The organism is Natrinema sp. H-ect1 (genome assembly GCF_041821105.1).
Lineage (GTDB): Archaea > Halobacteriota > Halobacteria > Halobacteriales > Natrialbaceae > Natrinema > Natrinema thermotolerans.
Genome location: NZ_JBGUBA010000015.1, coordinates 36048 through 57883, shown reverse-complemented (window position 1 = coordinate 57883; position 21836 = coordinate 36048). Strand labels below are relative to the sequence as shown.

25 protein-coding genes are annotated in these 21836 nt (G+C 65.0%); 16 read left to right on the top strand and 9 right to left on the bottom strand.

What is annotated here, in order from left to right; translation table 11 throughout:
• Window positions 1–49 precede the first annotated feature (49 nt).
• Window positions 50–199, top strand: coding sequence for a 50S ribosomal protein L40e (locus ACERIM_RS18355; RefSeq protein WP_006179857.1), 150 nt, complete (start codon window positions 50–52; stop codon window positions 197–199).
• 148 nt (window positions 200–347) lie between these two features.
• On the opposite strand, the gene ACERIM_RS18350 is transcribed toward ACERIM_RS18355, so the two are convergent.
• A complete protein-coding gene (locus ACERIM_RS18350) occupies window positions 348–1193 on the bottom strand; it encodes a bacteriorhodopsin (RefSeq protein ID WP_373633715.1) in 846 nt (281 codons plus the stop codon).
• A gap of 336 nt (window positions 1194–1529) precedes the next feature.
• The gene (locus ACERIM_RS18345) at window positions 1530–2147 is read right to left on the bottom strand and encodes an MBL fold metallo-hydrolase (RefSeq protein ID WP_373633714.1); all 618 of its coding nucleotides are present in this window, start codon (window positions 2145–2147) and stop codon (window positions 1530–1532) included.
• A gap of 197 nt (window positions 2148–2344) precedes the next feature.
• Here ACERIM_RS18345 and ACERIM_RS18340 point away from each other — a divergent pair, with 197 nt between their 5' ends.
• From ACERIM_RS18340 to ACERIM_RS18315, 6 genes are all read left to right on the top strand, one after another.
• Window positions 2345–2521, top strand: coding sequence for a DUF5786 family protein (locus tag ACERIM_RS18340; protein WP_006649567.1), 177 nt, complete (start codon window positions 2345–2347; stop codon window positions 2519–2521).
• A 3-nt stretch (window positions 2522–2524) separates the two neighbouring features.
• On the top strand, window positions 2525–3097 hold the full coding sequence (locus ACERIM_RS18335; RefSeq protein WP_373633713.1) for a DUF99 family protein: 573 nt from the start codon (window positions 2525–2527) through the stop codon (window positions 3095–3097).
• Window positions 3098–3205: 108 nt separating this feature from the next.
• The gene (locus tag ACERIM_RS18330) at window positions 3206–3793 is read left to right on the top strand and encodes a uracil-DNA glycosylase family protein (RefSeq protein ID WP_006649565.1); all 588 of its coding nucleotides are present in this window, start codon (window positions 3206–3208) and stop codon (window positions 3791–3793) included.
• Between the two features lie 232 nt (window positions 3794–4025).
• The gene (locus tag ACERIM_RS18325) at window positions 4026–4337 is read left to right on the top strand and encodes a hypothetical protein (RefSeq protein WP_373633712.1); all 312 of its coding nucleotides are present in this window, start codon (window positions 4026–4028) and stop codon (window positions 4335–4337) included.
• 95 nt (window positions 4338–4432) lie between these two features.
• Window positions 4433–5095, top strand: a complete 663-nt coding sequence (hisH, locus tag ACERIM_RS18320; protein WP_373633711.1) for an imidazole glycerol phosphate synthase subunit HisH — start codon at window positions 4433–4435, stop codon at window positions 5093–5095.
• 1185 nt (window positions 5096–6280) lie between these two features.
• Window positions 6281–7480 (top strand): Cdc6/Cdc18 family protein, encoded by a 1200-nt coding sequence (locus ACERIM_RS18315; RefSeq protein WP_006179849.1) that lies wholly within the window; start codon window positions 6281–6283, stop codon window positions 7478–7480.
• Window positions 7481–7603: 123 nt separating this feature from the next.
• Here the strand turns inward: ACERIM_RS18315 and ACERIM_RS18310 are convergent, their stop codons facing one another.
• Window positions 7604–7960: a zinc finger SWIM domain protein gene (locus ACERIM_RS18310; RefSeq protein WP_006649561.1), complete on the bottom strand. Its 357-nt coding sequence runs from the start codon at window positions 7958–7960 to the stop codon at window positions 7604–7606.
• A gap of 122 nt (window positions 7961–8082) precedes the next feature.
• Between ACERIM_RS18310 and ACERIM_RS18305 the strand changes: the two genes are divergently transcribed.
• Complete coding sequence (locus ACERIM_RS18305) at window positions 8083–9198, top strand: tRNA (guanine(26)-N(2))-dimethyltransferase (protein ID WP_373633710.1); 1116 nt, start codon at window positions 8083–8085, stop codon at window positions 9196–9198.
• A 227-nt stretch (window positions 9199–9425) separates the two neighbouring features.
• A complete protein-coding gene (locus tag ACERIM_RS18300; RefSeq protein WP_373633709.1) occupies window positions 9426–9707 on the top strand; it encodes a DUF2892 domain-containing protein in 282 nt (93 codons plus the stop codon).
• Between the two features lie 218 nt (window positions 9708–9925).
• Here the strand turns inward: ACERIM_RS18300 and ACERIM_RS18295 are convergent, their stop codons facing one another.
• On the bottom strand, window positions 9926–10126 hold the full coding sequence (locus ACERIM_RS18295) for a hypothetical protein (RefSeq protein ID WP_006649558.1): 201 nt from the start codon (window positions 10124–10126) through the stop codon (window positions 9926–9928).
• Between the two features lie 200 nt (window positions 10127–10326).
• Here ACERIM_RS18295 and ACERIM_RS18290 point away from each other — a divergent pair, with 200 nt between their 5' ends.
• Window positions 10327–11634 carry a YhjD/YihY/BrkB family envelope integrity protein gene (locus ACERIM_RS18290; protein ID WP_373633708.1) on the top strand — a complete coding sequence of 436 codons (1308 nt, stop codon included), beginning with the start codon at window positions 10327–10329 and terminating at the stop codon, window positions 11632–11634.
• On the opposite strand, the gene ACERIM_RS18285 is transcribed toward ACERIM_RS18290, so the two are convergent.
• The 3 genes from ACERIM_RS18285 to dcd all read right to left on the bottom strand — a co-directional run bounded on the left by ACERIM_RS18285 (window position 11635) and on the right by dcd (window position 13580).
• Window positions 11635–12429, bottom strand: a complete 795-nt coding sequence (locus tag ACERIM_RS18285; RefSeq protein WP_373633707.1) for an alpha/beta fold hydrolase — start codon at window positions 12427–12429, stop codon at window positions 11635–11637.
• A 70-nt stretch (window positions 12430–12499) separates the two neighbouring features.
• Entirely contained in the window at window positions 12500–12811 is a 312-nt protein-coding gene (locus ACERIM_RS18280) for a hypothetical protein (RefSeq protein ID WP_006649555.1), read from the bottom strand.
• A 154-nt stretch (window positions 12812–12965) separates the two neighbouring features.
• Complete coding sequence (gene dcd, locus ACERIM_RS18275; RefSeq protein ID WP_006179842.1) at window positions 12966–13580, bottom strand: dCTP deaminase; 615 nt, start codon at window positions 13578–13580, stop codon at window positions 12966–12968.
• A gap of 203 nt (window positions 13581–13783) precedes the next feature.
• On the opposite strand from dcd, the gene ACERIM_RS18270 reads away from it, so the two are divergent.
• Together ACERIM_RS18270 and pth2 are read left to right on the top strand one after the other, a co-directional pair.
• Complete coding sequence (locus ACERIM_RS18270; RefSeq protein WP_049905699.1) at window positions 13784–14599, top strand: hypothetical protein; 816 nt, start codon at window positions 13784–13786, stop codon at window positions 14597–14599.
• Window positions 14600–14667: 68 nt separating this feature from the next.
• Entirely contained in the window at window positions 14668–15006 is a 339-nt protein-coding gene (gene pth2, locus ACERIM_RS18265; RefSeq protein WP_006179840.1) for a peptidyl-tRNA hydrolase Pth2, read from the top strand.
• Between the two features lie 3 nt (window positions 15007–15009).
• On the opposite strand, the gene ACERIM_RS18260 is transcribed toward pth2, so the two are convergent.
• Window positions 15010–15990 (bottom strand): DMT family transporter, encoded by a 981-nt coding sequence (locus tag ACERIM_RS18260; protein ID WP_049966900.1) that lies wholly within the window; start codon window positions 15988–15990, stop codon window positions 15010–15012.
• A gap of 237 nt (window positions 15991–16227) precedes the next feature.
• On the opposite strand from ACERIM_RS18260, the gene ACERIM_RS18255 reads away from it, so the two are divergent.
• Window positions 16228–17022, top strand: a complete 795-nt coding sequence (locus tag ACERIM_RS18255) for a winged helix-turn-helix domain-containing protein (protein WP_006649551.1) — start codon at window positions 16228–16230, stop codon at window positions 17020–17022.
• A gap of 134 nt (window positions 17023–17156) precedes the next feature.
• Entirely contained in the window at window positions 17157–17285 is a 129-nt protein-coding gene (locus ACERIM_RS18250) for a hypothetical protein (protein WP_373633706.1), read from the top strand.
• A 177-nt stretch (window positions 17286–17462) separates the two neighbouring features.
• Here ACERIM_RS18250 and ACERIM_RS18245 read toward each other — a convergent pair whose 3' ends face one another.
• Window positions 17463–19118 carry a spermidine synthase gene (locus tag ACERIM_RS18245; RefSeq protein ID WP_373633705.1) on the bottom strand — a complete coding sequence of 552 codons (1656 nt, stop codon included), beginning with the start codon at window positions 19116–19118 and terminating at the stop codon, window positions 17463–17465.
• 168 nt (window positions 19119–19286) lie between these two features.
• Here ACERIM_RS18245 and ACERIM_RS18240 point away from each other — a divergent pair, with 168 nt between their 5' ends.
• Both ACERIM_RS18240 and ACERIM_RS18235 read left to right on the top strand, forming a co-directional pair.
• The gene (locus tag ACERIM_RS18240; RefSeq protein ID WP_049905698.1) at window positions 19287–19697 is read left to right on the top strand and encodes a hypothetical protein; all 411 of its coding nucleotides are present in this window, start codon (window positions 19287–19289) and stop codon (window positions 19695–19697) included.
• A 120-nt stretch (window positions 19698–19817) separates the two neighbouring features.
• Window positions 19818–21770: a hypothetical protein gene (locus ACERIM_RS18235; RefSeq protein ID WP_373633704.1), complete on the top strand. Its 1953-nt coding sequence runs from the start codon at window positions 19818–19820 to the stop codon at window positions 21768–21770.
• Window positions 21771–21836: the final 66 nt, after the last annotated feature.

The following is a 21836-nucleotide window of genomic DNA, read 5'->3' as shown; positions in this document are numbered from 1 at the left end:
CGGCGACCCCAATCACAGCCGTTAAATGGGCCACGGGCGAAGCCGGGGTATGGCCAGTTTCGACGCCGCTGAGAAACGGACGCTCGAGAAGATGATCTGCATGCGCTGTAACGCTCGCAACTCCAAGCGAGCCCAGCGCTGTCGCAAGTGTGGCTACGAGAAGCTTCGCCCCAAGGCGAAGGAACCGCGCGCGGCATAACCGGCTCGGTCTCGGAGGCGACCGTTTCGGGATCGCCTCCGCACCTTACGGCGTATTTTCGACGTTCAGGCCGGCGAGTCACAGCCCTAAACGAGTCCGCTGGTCGGTCGACGGGCCGAAGACGACACGGAACGAGGTCGGGTCGTGATCAGTCGTCGGCGGACGTTCCGGTATCGACCGCAGTGGCGTGGGTGACCCCCGCGATCACGCGTTCGTTGCTGGCGACCCAGCGCAAGAGCAGGTACGCGAAGACGTACTTCGCGCCGATGTCGAGCAGCGAGTACCCCCACGAGGTGAGCGCAGTCGACTCGACGAGTGCGAAGCCCTCGACCCCGAGCGCCCAGACGATCGGGTACCCGAGCCACAACACCACGGTCATCGCTCGTAAGGTAGCGAATATCTCGTCGCTTCCGGCGGCCGCGGCGTCCACCGGCCACTCCACGAGTAGCGCGTACAGGACCACGAGGAAGAAGGCGCAACTGACGGCATAGAACACCCATCGGAACGTGTACGACGAGGTGATCAGTGCCGCCGCGAGACCGGTCACACACATCCCGATGTCGGCGGCGATGACGACGAACAGGTCAGCGGCGTCGACCCCCGCCAGCAGCCCGAGGGCCAACAGGATCAGCGGCGTCGACAGCGTCCACGTGAGATACCGCCCCCACTGGCTGAGGACCGCCTCGCCCGCGAGCGCGTGGCCGGCCGGCATCTCCACCAGTCCGACCGTGAGGCCGGATAGCATCCCCAGATAACTCGCTATCGATACTAACGGGATCAGAACCGTCGCGGCGAAGATCAGCCGTGCCCGATGCGCTCGAACGTTGCGGGACATGTACACGAAAAGCAGTACCGACAGGCCCGCCAGTGCAACGTTTACCCATAGCGACGCACTCAACAGCGCGTCGTTCTGGATCCGTGTCACCGCCCCGCTCTGTCCCGATTGCATCTGGACCAGTGCCCCTGTCGCACTCGCGACCTGTTCGTCGAACATCGTGCGTTCCGAGCCAATCGCCGCGCGGGCTAAGTTCTAGGCGTCGTATTGTTCGATTAATGCTTTGTTTTCGTGATCTTTTCCGGCGATCCGAGGCAAGCCCGCAATACGTAACGACCCAGCATGACACGGATCCGTAACTGCAGGAGCTACGAGCGCCCCAAGATGCCGGGACCGAACCCGGCCGCGTGGTCCGGCTACTCGACAGGGTAGCTTCGTCGCCCGCTCGAGCGCCGTTTCGCACCCACCTGTTTCCCGTTCGGGTCGGCTTCGCCGACCGCTCACGGCAAACATCTGGACTAAAAACCCGCTTACTTCCGGTGGTCGTTCGCGACGCTACTCGTCGGGATACTTCGGCTCGCCCTTTGCCGCCCGCTCGAGCGCCGTTTCCACGACGTCGTGAACATCCCCGTGGAAGACGCCGCCGTGGCCCGCGTACATGTGTTCGACGCCCTCGGGCATGCGCTCGAGCAGGTCGCGGATGCTCTCGATGAGCCGTTCGCGGGACTGGCCGGCCATGTCGGTCCGGCCGAAGCTGCCGTAATCGAAGGCCCCGTCGTCGTGGACGACCACGTCGCCGGAGAACAGCGATGACTCGGAGACCACGGAGACGTGGTCGTCGGCGTGGCCGGGCGTGTAGACCACGTCGAACTCCTCGTCGCCGATCCGGACGGTGTCGCCGTCGTCGATGGCGTGGGTCCTGGTCGGGTGGTCCGCGTAGGCGTAGACCTCGGGGTCGAAGGCGTCGACGACGGCCTCGAGTCGCTCGACGTGATCACCGTGCTGGTGGGTCATGACGACGGCGTCGACGCCGTCGGTGTGGCTCCGAACCTCGTCGATGACGCCGTCCCACGCGCCGGCGTCGACCAGCGTCGTGTGCCCGTCCTCGCCGATCGCGAGGAATGCGTTACAAGTGAACGTTTCCGCGCCCTCGGTGACGTGAACGACTTCCATACTCGATCACTCGAGGGCCGACGGCAAAAACGGTGTCATCGCTGCGGAACGACCTCGTCCGCTCGTCCTTTCTTTCTTATATAATGGTCAATAACTGTCGGGGCTGACCCCATTCACGCGTGACTACAGCGGTTCGGGACCCCTAATAAACTGGTAACCACGGAATTTTTTAATCGGTATCCCATAGGATTACTCGTATGGGATTCGGGAGCTACGACGAATCCGAACAGCAGGAAGTCGACGCCGATTTTGATGACGATGACGCAGTGAAGTCGGGAGCGAACAGCCACGACGGAACCATCGAGTTCGAGAACGGTGCCTCGAGCGACGAGTTGCTCGACCGGCTCAAGGAGATCAAAGACGACGACGGGTGAGCGATGAAAGCCGGGGTACGGGCGCTGGGCATCGCCGAATCGTACCGCGGTGATCACGATCGGAATCGAAGCACGATCGCCGGTGCCGTCGTCCGCGCCGACCGCGTCTGTGATGGGTTCGCGTACGGCTCCTGTCGCGTCGGCGGCACCGATGGAACCGGCTCCATTGCCGGGCTGGTCGACGACCTCGGACGTCCCGACGCCCGGTACGTGCTGCTCGGCACCGTTGCCCCCGCGTGGTACAACCTGCTCGATCTCACACGTCTTTTCGAAGCGGTCGACCGACCGGTCATCGCAGTGACCTTCGAAGCCAGCGACGGCCTCGAGGACGGTCTGCGGGACGCCTTCTCGGGGCCGGACCTCGAGTCGCGACTCGAGACCTACCGGTCGCTGCCCGAGCGCCACGCGGTGTCGGTCAACGACGAGACGGTCTACGTCAGAGCGGTCGGCCTCGAGCCGACCGAGGCTGCGGCGGTCGTCCGCGGGTTCACGCCCGAGGGCGGCCGCCCGGAGCCGATCCGGGTCGCGCGCGAGGCGGCTCGCGCCGCGGACGCGTATGCCCGGTCGCTCGAGTAAGTGGTACGGGAGGATGGCCGGAGTGTGGCCCGGGCTGTGGCCGACGATCGGTCTGCAACTGCGACCCGAAAGACGTAGTAGCCGCCCGTCACAGCCACCGGTATGGGAATGGAGGACTGTCGGGTCACGGAGTGTACGCGCTGTCCGGCGCTGGTCGACTCGCGGAGCCGGATCGTCAACGGAACCGGTCCCACGGACGCCGACCTGCTGTTCGTCGGCGAGGGGCCGGGTGCCAACGAGGACGAACAGGGTGAGCCGTTCGTCGGCCGCAGCGGGACCGTTCTCGACGATGCCCTCCGGACCGCCGGCCTCGACCGGATCGACGTCCGCATCACCAACTGCGTGCGCTGTCGGCCGCCGGAGAACCGCGACCCGACGACCGAGGAACTCGAGAACTGCCGGGGTTATCTCGAGCGCGAGATCGCGGCCGTCGACCCCGAAGTCGTCGTCACGCTGGGGAAGGTCCCCAGCGAACACCTGCTCGAGCGATCCGTCGCGGTGACCAAGGAGGCTGGCTCGCTCGAGGAGGTCCGGATCGACGGGACGCCGCGGCGCGTGTTGCTCTGTGTCCATCCCGCGGCGACGCTGTACGACCGCAGTCAGGAGGAGACGTTCGAGGACGCGATCCGGCAGGCGGCCGAATTGGCAGGAATCAGCGAGAGCGAGGGCGGACAGTCCCGGCTCGACGGGTTCTGAGCGACCGGCATGATCCATCGGCGAATACTCGCCGGGAGAAGAGGCGGCGAGTAGTCGAGCGGAGACGATACCGTTCACTGAGTATATTAGTGTCGATTGTCAAGAAATGGGACGGATGTCCTCCACCTCCGAATTCGCCTCCGCTGATCCCGTGTGGCAGTACGGTGTGTACCTGTTTCCTATCGCACCGCTTTTGACGCTGATTTCCACCGCTGCACTCCGTTTCTTCGTCGTGGCTGCCGACAGAGAGGCCCTCGGTGCCGGACTGGTTTCTTTCGCTGTGACCGTCCTCGCCGGCTGGCTGTCGTTCCTGTTCGCCGCCGTCGTAGCGGTCGCGCTGCTCATGGACGCACTCGCGCTTCGAGACCGGCCGGGATGGAATCCGAACCCGTGGCTTGTAGGCGCGCTCGGACTCGGTCACGTCGCCGGGGCGGAACTGACGGTTGCGTACCTGTTTTCGGTCCCAGCAATCGGGTACTACGTGTACCGACGACGGCAGCGTCTCCACGGCAGCGAGGGCCGTGGGAGAGCGGGGACCCTGTGAGTGATCGACCAGAGCTCGAGTGACCGTCTCTCCCCCGAGGAACGGCCGGTTGCCCGAAGGGTAATTCACTTCAACGCGCCGCTCCGAGTGAACGTATGAGCGCCGTTTCGTCTTCGACCGAGCAATCCCTCGCGTCCGTGGTCGTCGTCGACTACGGACTCGGGAACCTCCGCAGTGTCACCCGCGGGTTGGAACGTGCGGGTGCCGACGTCGAGATCACCGACGATCCGGCCGCATTCGAGGCGGCCGACGGGGTGGTCCTGCCCGGCGTTGGCGCGTTCCGCGAGGGCGTCGAGAACGCCGACCCGCTCCGCGAGGATCTCCTCGCAGTCGCCGAGCGAGGGACTCCCCTCTTCGGCATCTGCCTCGGGATGCAGATGTTGCTGACCTCGAGCGAGGAGGGCGAGACCGACGGCGACTCCGCCGTCCAGGGACTGGACTTGATCCCCGGGACTAACGTTCGCTTCGCCGAGGGTCAGAAGGTTCCCCACATGGGCTGGAACGAACTCTCGGTCGAGCGCGATCACCCGCTCGTTGAGGGCGTCGATGGGAACTACGCGTACTTCGTTCACTCCTACTACGCGGCTCCCGATGACGAAGCGGCGACGGTCGCGACGACCGACTACGAACGAGAGTTCCCCTCGATCGTCGCGAACGAGTCAGGGAACGTCTTCGGCACGCAGTTCCACCCGGAGAAGAGCGGCGAGACGGGGCTGCAGATCCTGCGGAACTTCGTAGAGATTTGCGCCGAGGAGTAGTCCCGCCAGGACGCGAACAGCTACCGAAACGAGGTAGTTGCATAGCGGCGATCGCTTCGTAATGCCGGTTGTTTCTCTGCCGCACGCTCCCTCGGCGACTCGGAGACGAAGATTTCGGCGACTCGTACGCGAATTCCGCATCGGTTCGAAGACGAATACGGACGGTAGGTAGCGAAGGGACACACCCCGCGTTGCCGCTGTATCGATCCGTGAGATTCCGTCTTCCTCGAGAAATCCCCAGATTCCGGTTCACGGATTGCCGTACGCTGCCGAAAGCGCTTCCCACACCGATACCAACGCCGATCAAAAATCACCAATAGTATATACGAGTCCTGTGTGACCGTCCATTGAGTGTCTTGGAAGTGGTAGCGTCCAGTTGGTCTTGGACGCGGTCTTCGCCGCTCGAGACGAACGCTCCCGTCGCTTTTGCGCCGTTCTCGGCCGAATCGTCGGGTCCACGTCGGAGTCACTGCTGGTCGGTACGGATTCCGTAATCGGTGCCGCACCGTGTCTTGTCGTTCGTTCGGCCCGATCTCTCGTTCGTTTGGCCTGATTTCTCACCTGATCTTCGTTTGTTCGACCCGATCTCTGGGTCGGTATCTGACCCCCGCTTCGAGTCCACGGCCGCCACCACAGCTATACAGCGGCAACGCGGGGTGTGTGTCTCCGCATACAGCGGCACCGAGGGGTGAAAACCAACTGCCTCACGTCCAATAGAAACTCTTTTTATCCGATACAGCGGAAAGGCGGTATCCGTCCGATTCGACGGCTCGAGCCGGAACCCGCCGACGACGGTCGTCTGACCCTGCGGACACCGCTGGCGACTCGCCGCCGTCCGGTTCGCGTCCGTCGTCACGCGGCCGCCGTGCCATACAGCGGCACTCCGGGGTTCGCCACCGCGTGACGATGTCTCGCAGCGCCTCCACAGCCGTACCCAGGGACGCGCCCGTCCATACAGCGGCACTCCGGGGTTCCGACAGGGTTGCAGTTCTTCGACGGGAGTGGCGACCGCAGCCAAGTGCAACCCATACAGCGGCATTGAGGGGTGATACTAGGCCGATACAGCGGCACTCTGGGGTGTTATTTTCCGGTATTTGTCGACTCTGGACGGGAATTGTAGACTATACAGCGGCAGTCCGGTTCCGAACGGTTAAGTAGTCGACGCCGAAAGGAGCTGGCACCCGAATGTCGGATTCGACGGACTACTTCGGCAGTGAGAACGAAATATTTCGGAACAAGGAGCTGCTGCAGGTTTCACACCTCCCGGACGGCGATCGAATCATCGGCCGCGAGGACGAACTGACCAACCTCGCGAACGCGATCAAACCGGCGACTCGAGGAAACACGCCGAACAACGTCCTCGTGTACGGGAAGACAGGAACCGGGAAGTCGCTGTGTTCGAAGTTCATCACGAATCAGGCGATCGAGCGCGCGGAGGGCAACGACGTCTCGATCGGCGTCGCGTACGTCGACTGCCTCCAGGAGTCGACGGAAACGCAAGCAGTGCAGTCCACGGGCCACCAACTCAACGACCAGTCCAAGACCGATGTCTCGATTCCACACTCGGGACTGAGTACGGCCGAATACTACCGTCGCCTCTGGCACATCGTCGACACCTGCTACGACGTCGCTCTGATCATCTTAGACGAAGTCGACAAGATCGAGGACGACGACATCCTGATGCAACTCTCTCGAGCGGTCGAGTCCGGCAAACTCACCGAGAGTACCGTCGGCGTTATCGGAATCTCGAACAAGGTCCGGTACAAGGACTCGCTGGACGAGCGCATCAAATCGAGCCTCTGTGAACGCGAGTACGTCTTCTCGCCGTACGATGCGACCCAGATCCGGGAAATCCTGCGCTCACGGTCCGATGCGTTTCACGAGGGCGTCCTCGAGGATGGCGTCGTTCCCCGCGTTGCAGCGCTCGCGGCCCGCGAACACGGTGACGCACGGAAGGCGATCGACATCCTCCGCTTTGCGGGTGAGATCGCCGAGGAGAACGCCCTCGAGACGGTCACTGAGGATTGCGTCGATCAGGCACACGAGCGCGAGGAGACCAGCCGGCTGGCCGAGCTGATATCCAAAAGCCCCAGTCACGCGAAACTCGTCCTCGAGGCGATGGCGCTGTTGACCCAGCAAAAGGAGGGCGACGACGCGCCGGTGACGACCAACGAGGCGTACGACCTCTACAAACGTCTCTGCGATCGGGACGGCTCGGAACACCTGAAGCTCCGTCGGGTTCGCGATATCCTCTCGGAACTCGAGTTCCTCTCGATCATCGATCAGGAGCGCAAGTGGGCCGGAAAGGGGAAAGGCAACTACATGGAGAATCGGCTGATCGACGACCCCGAGGTCATCATCGCCGCCTGTAACGAGTCCGAGTAGCGCTCTCGATCACGATGAACGATATCGGCCGCGAGCGTGCTGCCATCGTGGCGACGAGGAGAGAGACACTTCTCGTCGATTCGCTCACTCCGTCTGGTTCTGTAGGAACGGAGATCGACGCCCTCAGAGCAGTTCGCGGACCTCGGAGTACCACATATCGTGGTAGTCGACGTGGCCGACCCGGCGAGCGATGGCGACCGCAAGGGAGTGCCAGCACTTCTCGGTGGGGTCGTCGGCGTCTAAGTTGTACTCGCTGTCCTTGCAGGTACAGCCGCCGTCCTCGACGATATACTCGTCCTCGTAGCCGACGACGATGGTGAAATCGCGATAGGACTTCACGCGGTTCTCGCCGACCGCCTCGATGGCCTGGGCCCCGCGGTCGCCGTGGACCCGCGTGATCGTCCCGACGATCTCCGGCGTCAGCTCGCCGGCCTCCTCGAGACTCGCCTGCCATCGCTCGACGGGATTGGCCTCCGACACGTCCGTGACTGTGCGCCGAACTGTAAAATCGGTTTGGTTGTCCGCCGCCGGCCCGCCGTTTCCCCCATCGGCCGCCGGCGGGAGACCACACCGCTTTTCGCCCGCTACCCACGAGACGTGGTATGCGCGTCACCGAGGGCGGGGTCGATCTCGAGGTCCCCGGCGAGCAGACCGAGGGCATCGAGGAGGCGGTCTTCTACAACCCGCGACAGGAGCTGAACCGGGACTTGACGATCGCGACGCTGCGGGCCTACCGCGAGCGCGAGGATCGCGCCGAGACGTATCTCGACGCGATGACCGCAAGCGGCGTCCGCGGGGTTCGAGCCGCGGCCGACGGCTGGGACGTGACCTGCTGTGACGTCGACGAGGAAGCGGTTTCCCTCGCCCGGGACAACCTCGAGCGAAACGACTGCGAGGGGCGGGTCGAACACCGCAACGTCAACGCGCTGATGCACGAAGAGCCGTTCGACGTGATCGATCTCGATCCCTACGGGACGCCGATGCCGTTTGCCGACGCCGCGTTCGCGAACTGCCGGGATCTGGTCTGTATCACCGCGACCGATACCGCGCCGATGTGTGGCGCACACTTCAACAGCGGCGTGCGTTCCTACTCCGCGGTGCCGCGAAACACCGACTACCACGCCGAAATGGGCGTCCGAACCCTCATGTCGGCGCTGGCCCGCAGCGCGGCCCGGTTCGACGTCGGCGTCGAACCGCTGCTCACCCACGCGACTAGCCACTACGTCCGGACCTACCTCGAGCTGACCCACAAAGCCACCGCGGCCGACGCCGCGATCGACGAGTTAGGCCACCTCTACCACTGCGAAGACTGCCTCTACCGCGAGGCCGACCCCGGGCTGATCGCCGATCCACTCGAGCGCTGTCCTCACTGCGACGGAACTCGGATCCTCGCGGCCGGCCCGGTCTGGCTCGGCCCCGTCCAGGACTCGTCGTTCATCGGGGCGGTTCGCGACGAGATTCCGTACACGTTCGATACCGCGCCCGAGGCCCGCGAACTCTGTGACACGCTCTCGGCGGAACTCGACACGCCGACCCACTACGATCAGCACAAACTCTGTCGGAACTGGGGGCTGCCGGCCAACGCGATGGACGAGTTCCTGGCAGATCTGCGTGAGGCCGGCCACGCGGCGTCCCGAGCCCACTACGGCGGGACGACGTTCAAGACGGACGCGAGCGTCGGCGAGGTCAAGGCGGCGACGAAAGACGGTCTCGACTAATCCAGCGTCACCGCGCACCGTGTGAGTCGCCGAGCGCGCGTCCCCACCGAGCCGTACGCACTGATTGCTGGCGAAGCGGACAAGTCCCGCATCGAGAATATACGAATAACCGACCGGATCGACGCGGCGGAGCCATGACTGAACACCAGCAACAACTGATTGCATCAATGAACGATATGCATACGTTATATAGTTAGCTGCCGTATGTGTACATGGTGACAGAAACCATGGAAAAAAACGTCGGTGGATACGACCGTCGGACTCGACTCCTTGTCGGCCCGGTGCTACTGGTCGTCGGTATCGCCGCCCTCGCTGGATTGCTCTCGATCGCTGCCGGAACCCTCGGGATGGCACTCGCCGTCCTCGCACTCGTCGTCGGGGCGGTGCTGACGATCACGGCTCGCACGCAGCAGTGCCCAATGAACTCGATGCTCGGTCGCAACACCTACCGAGAACAGCCCCGCTCGGAGCCGGAGACCGACGACCGGCAAGCTGGTCGACCCAGCTGATCCGATTTTTATCGCGGCGTTGTACGGCGTCACTGAGCCGGCGGCATACTTGTGGTACCGACCCACGATCGACGCGGCTCCTGTCGGCACTGTGTGGCCCGACCGACCCGATGGACCGTTTTCTGACGGTTGGCCAGGTGTCGGAACGGATGCGAAAGCGAACCCATCTGCATCCCGACAGCGCGACTCCGGATACTCGAACAGGGCCCCGACGCTGCTCACTCGAGGTCGGCGTACAGCCGGACGAGCCCGCACTCGGGACAGCAGACGCCCTGTACTTTCGCCGTGTTCTGGACCCCCATCTTTCCCAACAGTCCGTCACGTTTTCCGGTCGTGATCGACAGGCGCATTCCCTCGGTGTCGCGGACGGTGGTTTCTTTCATCGTCACGCCGCAGTCGGGACAGCGTCGCTGCTCCATGCGATGGCGTTGGATTCCCGACAGAAAGAAGTTCGCGATCGAGCCGCCGTCGCCGGTCTCCGATCGGCGGCCGAAACCGACCGCTACGGGACGCCGACCCGGATCAGCCCGACGGTACTGTCGGGGCCGTCCGGCGTAACAGCCCGTTGGATCCCTGTGTCGTGCGATTACATATTGGGTGGGGCCTCGAACGGTGGGCCGTGATCGATCGGGGACGAGGGGTGGATCTGACGGGACGAGTCCTTCGGCTGGCGAAGGCCCAGCAGTTGACGCTGCTGGCGGCCGGCGTCGCTTTTTATGGCTTTCTCTCGCTGGTACCGTTGATGTTGCTGGCGCTCGGGCTCGCAGCGTCGATCGGGGGCGAGGCGCTCGCGGATCGGCTCTCCGCGGCCGCGACCGACATTCTCACCGTTCAGGCGCAGACGCTGCTGGCCGACGCCGTCACCGACGAGACGGGTCGTCGCGGGGCGACCGTCGTCGGCATCCTCGGCCTGCTGTGGGGCTCGAGCCGCGTCCTCCGCGGCCTCGATCGGGCCTTCTCGCAGGTCTACGACACGGTCGGCGAGAAGTCGCTACTCGATACGATCTGGGACGCGATGATCGTCTCGATCGCTATCACGGCCGGCCTCGCGCTGCTGGGGGCGCTCGAGTTGGTCGTTCGGTTCCTGCCGGGGCTCGAGGTGTCGTTCGCGGTCGCGGTTGTGGGCCAGCTGTTCGTCGTCCTGGGGCTGTTCGTCACCTTCCTGCCGCTGTACGTGATCTTCCCGGACGCGAACGTGGGGATCCGCGAGGCGGCACCTGGAACGGTCATCGCCGCAGTCGGCTGGTTCGTTCTGAGCCGCACGTTCTCGCTATACGCCGGGTTACTCTCCGATTACGCGGTCTACGGTGCGCTCGGGGCCGTCTTTCTCGTCCTCGTCTGGCTGTACGTCGGTGCGATCATCCTCGTCTTCGCGGCGGTGGTCAACGCGGTGCTGGCCGACCGTGAACTGGATCGGCAGCTACAAAGTCCCGGCCGACGACAGATTCCGACAGAAGCGATGACCGACGACGCCACGGGCGCCGACGAGGGAGCCACGGAGGACCGCGCGAGCGACCGCGCACGCGAATCGAGCGCGAGCGCCCGAACCCGCGATCGAGCCGACGATCCGGCGGCGCTGCGCGAGGAGATCGAGCGACTCCGCGATCGCGTCGACGACTTCGAGTCGGACGTCGAAGAGCGCACCGTCCGGAAGGAGTCCCTCGAGAGCGAGTTGAAACGCTACGTTCGCCGCCGAGTCCGACGCGGCCACGCCCGTGACTGGGGGCCGTACCTCGTCTTGCTCTACGGCACGGCGATGTCGATCGGCGCGTTCTACTTCCTCAACGGGGGCTGGGCGATCCTCGCGATGCTCGTCGTCTGGACCTCGACGCTCGGTCTCTACGTCCTGATGGTCCTGATCGGCTTCGGCATCTCCCTGCTTGGACTCCCCGGTCGGCTCCGCGACGCGGTCGGCGACCGCCGATAGCTACTGAACACGAGCAGTCTGGCTGACGAACCGCCGCACCCGATCCGTGTACGTCTCGGGTCGATGGAGGTTACAGATGTGGCCGGCTCCCGCCAGCACTTCGACCCGGCCGTCACGGGCCGCAGCGGCGTGATCGCGCTCGCCGCGGCGCATGAGTTTGTCGTTCTCTCCGTTGAGTAGCAGCGTCGAGCCGGGATACGTCGAGAGCGCAGCCCGGAAGTCGCGGCCGGCGATGTCCGGCCCCGCGTCGCCGAACTGTTTGGGATAGAAGCCGGCGTCGATGATCTCGCGCTCGATATCGGGCGCGAGATCACGCTGTCGGACCCAGCGGGTGGCGAGTGTCTCGACGGCCCGTTTCCCGAGGTCAGGCTTCGTGAGTAGTCGCGCGACGCCGCCGCTCACTCGTGTGCCGAGTTCCATCGTGTTCACCGGGTTGACGCTACTGCCCGACAGCACCAGCCCGTCGACCGTGCTGGGATGGCGGTAGGCGTACTCCGTCGCCACGTAGCCCCCCAGCGAGAGCCCGACGAGCGTCGCGGAGCCATCGGTATGCCGGTCCACGACCGCCTCGAGGACGTCGATCGCCGGCTCCATCCGGAACGGCTTCCCCGCGCGGGTGCCGTGGCCCGGTAAATCGGGCGCGACGGTGTGGTACTCCTCGGAAAGCGCCCGCGTCTGGGGGAGCCACATCTTTCGGGTGAACATCGCGCCGTGTACGAACACGATCGAGTCGGTGTCCGACGGGCCGGCGACGTCGACGCCGGTCTCGTCGGGGTCCTCGCCTGTCCAGTCCATAGCCGATGGGGATATCACGAGAGCGGCCTTAGTGGTCTGCCCGGCCCATTACGGCGACGGCGGACGACCGCTACTCGAGTCCCCGACCGCCGTCGCTTCCGGAGTCGGCGTCCGCGTCGGGCGTCGCGGCCGGTTCCGTCGGCAGCCCACCCTCGAGCCGGACCGCATCGGGAGTGATCTCACGGACCGAGTCTCGCTCCAGCGTGACGCGATACCGGGCTCCTTTCTCCCACCCAAGCGAGGATTTGATCGACTCGACGGCCGACGGGTCGGGCCGAACGTGAGCGATGTCGCCCGCGACCGCCGCGACGATACCGACGGTCTCGCCGGTGGCGTTCTCGACGGGTTTGTCGATATCGTCGTCGGAAAAGACGGCGCACATACCGTCGGCTACCGCGACTCAGAATAAGTCGGTCGTGCCTGCGATGGCCGGTCGGTGATCCGCGGGGGAAGCGACCGGGAGACGGTTCGGCGGCCGGTCGGGATCGAAACGGCGTGCCGACGTCTCGAGGGCGGATCGAGTTCCAGCCCCGGGTTCACTCGCCGTCCGCGTCCCCGCGCTCGAGTTGGTCGCCGCCGAACTCGTCGTCGCTCTCGATCCGGGAGGCCTGCGGTCCGCTCTGGTCCTGATACTTCGAGCCCCGCTCGCTCCCGTAGGGCCGGTCGGCTTCGGTCTTGAGTTCGGTGAAGGTGAGCTGGGAGATCCGCATACCCGGCGTGAGCGCGACGGGTGCAGAACCCAAGTTCGACAGTTCCAGCGTGATCTGGCCGCGATAGCCGGGATCACAGAGGCCGGCGGTAGCGTGGACGACGACCGCGAGCCGGCCCAGCGAGGACCGGCCCTCGACGTGGGCGATCAGATCCGCCGGGATCTCGACGCGCTCGTGAGTCGTCCCAAGCACGAAGTCGCCCGGGTGGAGGATGAAGTCGTCGTCCTCGTCGACGACGGTCTCGGAGACGTAATCGTCGACTTCGTCCTCGGAGTTGGGGTGAATACAGGGGATGTTCGTCCGCTGGAACTCGAGAAACTCCCGGCCCAGTCGGAGGTCGACGCTCGCGGGCTGGATCTGCAGTTCCGGGTCGTCTAACGGCTCGACGACGAGGTCGCCGGCCTCGAGTCGGTCGAGGATGTCCGCGTCGGAGAGGATCATATCGAGAGGGAGCGAACACGGCACCCTAAAGTCCTCGGTCCGCCGTCGCTCGCGGCGCGGTCCCGGTTCGATCCACGGGTGACCGGCGACCCTCGGTCGAGCCAACGGTTTACATCATTTATCATGTTGATACAATTCAAGCGCCTGTAACCCGACGACGGACGGCCTAACCGATTATAACGCTGTACGATGAAGGTGGGTCCATGAGTGGGAGGCAGGGCCGATTCAACGGGGACACGGAAGTGCTACACCAGCGGGCGGTCAGAGTTCCGCTCCCCGATCTCGAGGCCGAGCGGCTGTTCCACGAGAACATGCTGACGATCGCGGCCGCGTTGGAGCGGAAGGCGGACCTGCTCGCTGATCCCGAAGTGACCGTGTTAGACGCCTACGAAGCACAGTTCGATCACGCCGCCGAAAGCTTCCAGCGGCGACTCCGACGGATCGTCGGCGACGATTACAAGGCGGTCGCGCGGGCGTATCATCGCGGGGATCGCGACGACCGCATCGGCGCGATCGCCGCGTACTACCTCGAGGGGGCCTGGCGGGCCCAACAGCAGGCCACGATCACGGACATGCTGTACGTTCCGCTGGTCATCCGGTATCCGGACAGTTTCACGGTCAACATCCGCTTTGCCAGCGGGCACAAGACGGCCGAGGCGATCCGATACGAGTCACCCGAACACTCCACGGACGACCTCGACGAGGAGTACGCCGAAACCTACTACGACGAGAGTTACTACTCCCAGCGGCGGGCGGCGACGTATCTCGAAGCAGGTGCCGAGATCATCCGCGAGGAGTTCCCCGACCCCGACGAGACCGCCCGGGAAGAGCGGGAGTACGGCGGTTTCGTCTCGGCGAGCGGCCGCCGGGGATCGGTATTCTCGGCAATGATCGAACGGGTCGAGCCCGATCCCGACCGGTTCGAGGGGCCGATCGACGAACCGACGCTAGTCGAGGCGGGGCCCGAGGCCAGACGAACGGAACGGGAGTACTTCCGCGAGAGCGAGGTCGTTCACTGACGGCTCGCCGGCGTCCGTCGCAGCGATCGATAGGTACCGCTAAAGGCATCGATGTCCTCGAATAGGCCATGAAACAGGCCATCGTCGCTCGCACGGATATCGGGATGGGACAGGGAAAGCTCGCCGCACAGGTCGCTCACGCGTCGCTGTCGGCCTACGAGAACGCCGATCGGCAACTCCGAGACCAGTGGAAGGAGGGGGGCCAAAAGAAGGTCGTCCTGAAAGGCGAGAGCGAGCGCCAACTTCACGAACTCTCCGAGATCGCCGAGCGAAAGGGGATTCCCACCGGACTGATCCGAGACGCCGGCCACACCCAACTCGAGCCGGGGACCGTCACCGCGCTGGCAGTCGGCCCGGCGGCCGACGACCGCGTCGACAGCGTGACCGGCGAGCTGTCGCTGTTTTAACCGTCAGTCCGACCGGTAGCCGCGGGGTTCGTCCCTGACCGGGGTTTCGTCGTCGGGCAGCCGCGGGTCGGGGGTGAGCCGCTCGCGCAGCGAGCGGAGATCGACCGACTTGCTGCCCAGCACCGCGAAGCCGGCGAAGATCGTCAGGAAGCCGGCGACCGCCAGCGCGTCGATCGTCTCACCAAGCAGCGCCCAGCCACCCAGCGTCGAGACGACGGGCACGACGTAGAAGATCAGGTTCGCGCGGATCGCGCCGGCCGCGTCGATCAGGCCGAAGTAGGCGATGTAGGCGAGGACGCCCGCGAAGACGCTGACGTACCCCAGTGCCGCGACCGCTTCGACGGTCCAGTCGATCGCGGCCGCCGACTCGCCGCCCGTCCAGGCGAGCAGGTGACACAGCGCCGCGGCGAATGGCAGCCCCCAGGCGACCCGAACCGTACTCGAGAGGTCGCTGTCCGCCCGACGGATCAGCACGGCCCCGAGCGCGGCGGCGATCGCGCCGACGAAGAGGATCCCCTTGCCGACGGCACCGCCCAGCAGGTTCGCGGGGTCGGGACTGACCACGAGACCGACGCCGAGCAGGCCAAGTCCCATCCCGGCCGCGCCGCGGGCGGAGAGCCGCTCGTCCGAGAGGAAGAACGCGGCGAAGATCGGCGTCATGATGGGGTTGAGGCTGTACATGATCGAAGCCACCGCGCTGGTGACGTACTGCTGGCCGACGAACAGCAAGGCGTTGGTCAGCCCGATCGCGAGAACGCCGGTCGCGAGGATCGCTCCGATGTCGCCGCGGGTCCGGGGAAACAGGTCCGCCCGCGAGGTCGTCAGCCCGACGTAGGCAAGCATGATGACGGCGGCCACGTCGAATCGGAACGCCACGAACAGCAGCGGCGGGAAGTACGCAAGCCCGGCTTTCGCGGCGACGAACGTGCCGCCGAAAAACAGGCTCGAGAGGGCGAAGAAGACGGCAGTACGACGCGCTACCACGGCGTCGTCACCACCGTGCGAACCGCATGCGCCGACCCGGACCCGGGCGACGCGTGAAGAGTGGAGATCATCGTACACGGACGTACGAACGTCGGGTATATAGTTTCGTTCAGAAACGGTTTCAGAGCAAGAAATGTGGGCGGGCCGGGAAAGGGACCGGCGACGCGACACCCGCGCGGGCCGTGAAACCCTTTCACGGTGCGAAAACGGTTTGGTCTCGGCCCGGAGAGGTGACGTATGGAATCGGCGCTCGAGGAGATCGAGTTCCTGGCACTCTCGGAGAACCGCGTCGCGGTGCTGGACCTGCTCTCGGCGGGGCGACACACCCGCAGGGAACTGGCCGACGCCACCGGGGCCTCACAGGCGACGCTGGGCCGAATCCTCGGGGACTTCGAGGACCGGTCGTGGGTCAGACACGACGGCAGCGAGTACGTCGCGACAGCGACTGGCCGACTCGTCGCGGAGGGATTCACCGACCTCCAGGAGATCCTCGAGACTGAGGGGCGACTCCGCGACATCGTCGACTACCTGCCGACCCATGCGATGGACTTCGACCTCCGGCGGCTCTCGGATGCGACGATCACCGTCCCGACGGCGACGCGGCCGAACGCGCCGCTCTCGCGACTGCTCGAGTTCGTCCGCGATGGCGACGAAATCAGGACGTTTTCACACACGTTCAACGGACAGGCGCTACAGGTCGTCAGCGACCGTGTAACCGGCGGCGACCAGCGCTTTCGGGGCGTCTTCGGCCGCAACGCGATCGAGGCGCTCGCCGAGGAGTCGGAGCTTCGCGACCGGCTCGAGGCCCTGCTCACGGCCGAGGACGCCGAGATCAGGGTCCGCGAGGAGGGCGTTCCGATCGCGATCATGATCGTCGACGACCTCGTTTACCTCCTCCTGCGCGACGAGGACGGCATCCTGCGGGCCTCCGTCGACACCGACGACGACGCCGTCCGCGCGTGGGCCGAGGACTCGCTGGATCATTACTGGCGGACCGCGACGCCGCTTTCGGTCGACGATCTCGCCGATTAGGTTCGGCTTGGACACCCGCGCGTAAAGGGTGGCTTTTTATGTCGACTACACGACCATACTGGCGTGGTCGATGACCACCCACGCATCACCGAATTGCGTGGCTAAACAAGAGAGTCGGTAGGAGGTGAAGTAGCGTGCCTCCAAACGTCCGCGCGGCGCTCGCGACGGGCGGTGTGACCCTGGTGGCACAGGGAAATGCGCTGGGTTGGGCGCTTATCGCCGCCGCGGTCGCCGCCTCGACTGAGGAATCAGGCGGCAATTAACTGGCCGCTGGTGCGGCCAGCCATCCTGATTTATCGTATCGGATGTAGGCGTGGTCTATTGGCGGTGCCTACACGGGATACTAGTATCTCGCACTCAAAAAGTATTGCTATACTTTACTGTCTTTACGAAAGTATAGCCTCCGAATGTATACTCTCCGGAGTCTCACAAAACTGTGTTCATTCAATTATAGTGTGTGTCTGCTGGATCTGCTCGAGCCCCGCCGCAGGCCGCGCCGTCGCGAGCGGGTCCGGCCCGACCGTGATCGAGGCGGGCTCCGGCTCCGCCTCGTCCTCGTCGGTCTCCTCGATGACGTACTCCTGGCCGATCGTCGACGCCTGTAGGTTGTCGACGGGCGCGTGATCCTCGGTCAACACCGGCACGTCGTCGGTGTTCGGGTCGTCCATGTACGCGTCGACCTCGCCGCTCAGGTCGATCGGCAGGTCGCGGCGCTCGTTGCGGGCCGCGAGGTCGTCTTCGGTGAACTCGGTGTCGGCCTTCGTCGCGGCGACCTCGATGTTCTGGACCGAGCCCAGACTCGAGGTCCGGAAGCTGTAGGTGGAGGGGAACGCCTCGTCGATGGTCTTGTATTGGGCCCGGTAGAACGCCGAGCCGGCCCCGCTGGGCGCGGCGATGACGTTCGCGAGGAAGACCCCGTCGTCGGAGAGTCGGTCCTCGACGAGTTCCATGAATTCCAGTTGCGTGAGGTGGATCGGAACCTGATCCTTCTGGTAAGCGTCGAGGACGATCAGGTCGTAGGTCTCGTCGGTCTCCTGCAGGAAGATCCGGCCGTCCTCGGTGTGGGCAGTCATGTTCTCGCCCTCCTCGAGGCGGAAGTACTCCTTGGCCGCCTGCGTCACCTCGGGGTCGAGTTCGACGACGTCGACATCGACATCGTAGCGCCGCTCGAAGTCCTTCGGGCCGGTGTAGCCGCCCCCGCCGATGAACAACACGTCATCGACCTCGTCGGGGTCGTCGGTCATCAGCATCGGCAGATGGAAGTACCGCGTGTACTCGAAGACGTGTCGGTCCGGGTCCTCGAGGTCCATCGCGCTGTGGCGCGCACCGTCGAGATACAGCGTTCGCACGTCGCCGTCGTCGATGACCTCGAGTTCCTGATAGGCCGTCTGAGTCTCGTAGACGACGTCGCCGCGGTGGTCAAAGGCGACGGGACCGACGCCGCCGGCGACGACCAACAGCAGGGCGATGCCGATGCTCGCGGCTGCGGGCCGGGGAGCGACCCGCGGCAGGGTCAGCCCGAACGCGGTGCCGACGAGGATGAACCCGAACAGCAGCCCGATCGCGTCGATTCCCAGCGTCGGAATCAGGAAGTACGTGGTCGCGCCCGCGCCGACGATGCTGCCGATGGTGCCCAGCGCGTAGACGTGGCCCGACGCCTCGCCGGTGCCTTCTTTCTCGGAGAGTTCGGCCGAGTAGGGACTGATAAAGCCAAGCAGATAGGTCGGCGGGCCGAACAAGATCAGGACCGCCGGCAGCGAGGCGTAGCGGGCCGGAAGCGGCAGCGTCGACGCCGAGAGCAGGAGTTGATCGCTGGCGTAGACGACGATCGCGACGTAGCCGGCCGTCCCCAGCAGGAGCCAGCTCATCCGCGCGTTCGAGGCGGTATCGGCACGTTTGCCACCTTGCCAGTAACCCAGGCTCAGTGCAGCGAGGAAGACGGTGATGATGCTCCCCCACGTGTAGATGCTGTTCCCGAACTGCGGGGCGATGATCCGGCCCGCGAGGATCTCGAGACCCATACTGGTGACGCCGGAGACGAACACCGCGACGTCGGGTTTCGTCGGGCGGTACGCGGAGGGCTGCCCCAGACTCATTACCGGGACATAGCGGGCCCGGCAGGAGAACTTGTCGCCTCGGTACGGATTCGCCGGGACTCGGTCACGACGGGAGCTGAGACACCGACGGAACGAGCGAGACGCCCCGAGCCGAACGTGAAGTCCGTGACGACCGACGTTTATGGCCGTTCCGTCCGTGGGGCCGATATGCGTGATGTGACGGTCTCTGGAGTCGTCGCTGCGGCTCCGACCGAGCTGTCGGCGTGGCTCGAGCCGGCGACGATCGTCGAGGCAGAGGGGAGTTTCGCGATCGAACGCGTCGAGGAGCGGGACGGGGCGACGGTCGTCGTCGCCAGCGGCCCGGGACTGCAACTGCCGCTGCGGTTCGAGGACCGCGACGGGACGATCTACTACACACAGGAGAGCGAGCGCGGCCCCTTTTCGGCGATGGAGACGTGGCTCGAGATCGACCCCGTCGACCACGGTCGGACCCGACTCACCGCCCGCTCGGCGGTCGAACTCGCCGCCCCCCTACCGTTCGGCGATCGGATCGCCGCCTGGAAACGGCGGGGCGAACTCACGAATCTGCTCGAGTCGGCCGAGACCGGTTTCGAGTAACGGCTCGGGACTGGATCGCCGGGCGGTGGAATCGTCGATCGGGGCCGATCGACCGAACCTGTTTCTAACGCAGAAAGTTATGAAAACCTACTTGTGGTGCGGGGAACGAAATCGGATCGTATGCCGCAGTATCCCCGCCGAACCCTCCTCGGCAGTATCGGCACGACGATGACCGTCGCACTGGCAGGAAACGCTGTCAGCGCGACGGACGGACGGTCCACCAACGATGTCGGCTCGCCGGCGTTCGACTCCCTCTTCGACTATTTCCCGGCCTCGGCCGAATCGGACTCGATGGCAGTTGTGACGAGGGATCTCGAGCAGCAGCGAAAGGCCAACGACCCCTACGGACACATGTCGACGGGCAGCGGGTTTGGGATCGATCCCGAGTCGATCTCGAAGCAGGCGTTCGTCTACGCGACCGACGACGATGCGTTCTCGATGCCGATCGTCGTCATCGCCGGTGACTTCGAACTCGAGGACGACGGCGACATTCGCGAGACCGACGGCGGCGTCGAGTACGAGCGCCGCGAAGACAATGAGATGGTCGCCGCCGTCACCGAGACGGTCGTCGTCGCCGCCGAAAACGACGAGCGGATCGGCGAGGCCCTCGCGGCGAACGCGGGCGAGGCCAAGCGACTGCTGGACGCCGAACCCCTGCTCGAGGAGGCGTTCGGCCTCTTCGACGGGGAGCATGCCGACTACACGGTCCAGATCGGCGAGGGATATCAGTTCCCCGACTTCACCGACGCCGCCGCCATCGAATACAGTGCCCGAGCAACGACCGTCCTCGATCCGGATACCCTCGAGATGAACATCGGCGTCGCCTTCGAGGACGCCACGGAGGTCACCGACGAACTGGTCGATACGCTCACGAGCGAGTTGCGCTACATGGCGCTCACCGGCGAGCCGACGGTCGAACGAGACGGGTCGCTCGTCACCATCACCGCCGAGCGCGATCTCGCCGCCGAACGGGAAGCCAACGACCACGAGAGCCCGGGAAGTCTCCGGCCCGAGGAGGACATCGATCTCGAGGACGACCAACTCGAGATCGAGATCGGACGCGGCGATCCGACCCCGGTCGAGGATCTCACGCTCGAGGTGGGCGGCGAGGAGTACGACCGCGAGATCTGGACCAACGGCCACAGCACCCTCGAAGAGGGAGATACGATCGTCATCGACATGGACGATGTCGAGCCGAACCTATCGATCACCCTCACCCACGACCACGCGGCCGGGAGCAGCACGAGCGGGACGTCGATCCTCGATCGATTCGAGTTCGAATACGACTACGACGTCGACGCCGGAACGCTCACCGTCGAGTACGCGGACGAGTTCCCGCTCGAGGGCGAGCGGGTTTCCATCGCCGTCTACGACGAACGACCGTGGTACCATTCCCCTGACGAGGAAGTCGAGCCACGAACCACCGCTCAGCCGTGGTCCGGAACGATGCGTTCGGGCGACGGGACGACGCTCGAGGACATTCGGCCGGGTGACACCGTTCTCGTCTGTTGGGACGGAACGACGATGGAAGACAGTATCGCACACTTCCGTGCCCGGCCGCCGGGGACCGTGGCCTTCGACTATGACTTCGAGCGCAAGACGCTCTCGGCGACGCTCGAACTCGAGGACGGCGAGCGCCCGGCCGACGCGTACGAACTGCTGATCGACGACGAGCCGACCGAGACGCAGTGGGCCGACGAGGCGGACACTGTCTCTTCGGGGGCGACGATCGAAGTCGACGACGTTGCGGCCGGATCGGATGTCACCGTCGTCTGGGGTGACGACGATGTCCGTGTCAGCGGAACCCATCCGCGACCGCGGATCGAACTCGAGTTCGACGAGGATCAGGGCGTGATCGAACACGTCGGCGGCGATTCGGTCGCCGCGTCGGAGCTTACCCTCCGGGTCATGACCGAAGACGGCTTCAGCGAGATCGACCTCGGCGAGGAAATCGACGGTGAGTTCGAACAGGGAGATACCGTTTCCGTCGATGCCGACGAAATCCGGTACGCGATGCTCTCGTACGACGGTACCAGCGGTTCGATCGGTCACGTCGTTCCATCGCGGGAGTAACGATTCCAGCGGTTATCCGTAAGTGATCCGCGCCGTGTACCACTGACCTCGCCGCATCTTTTGTCG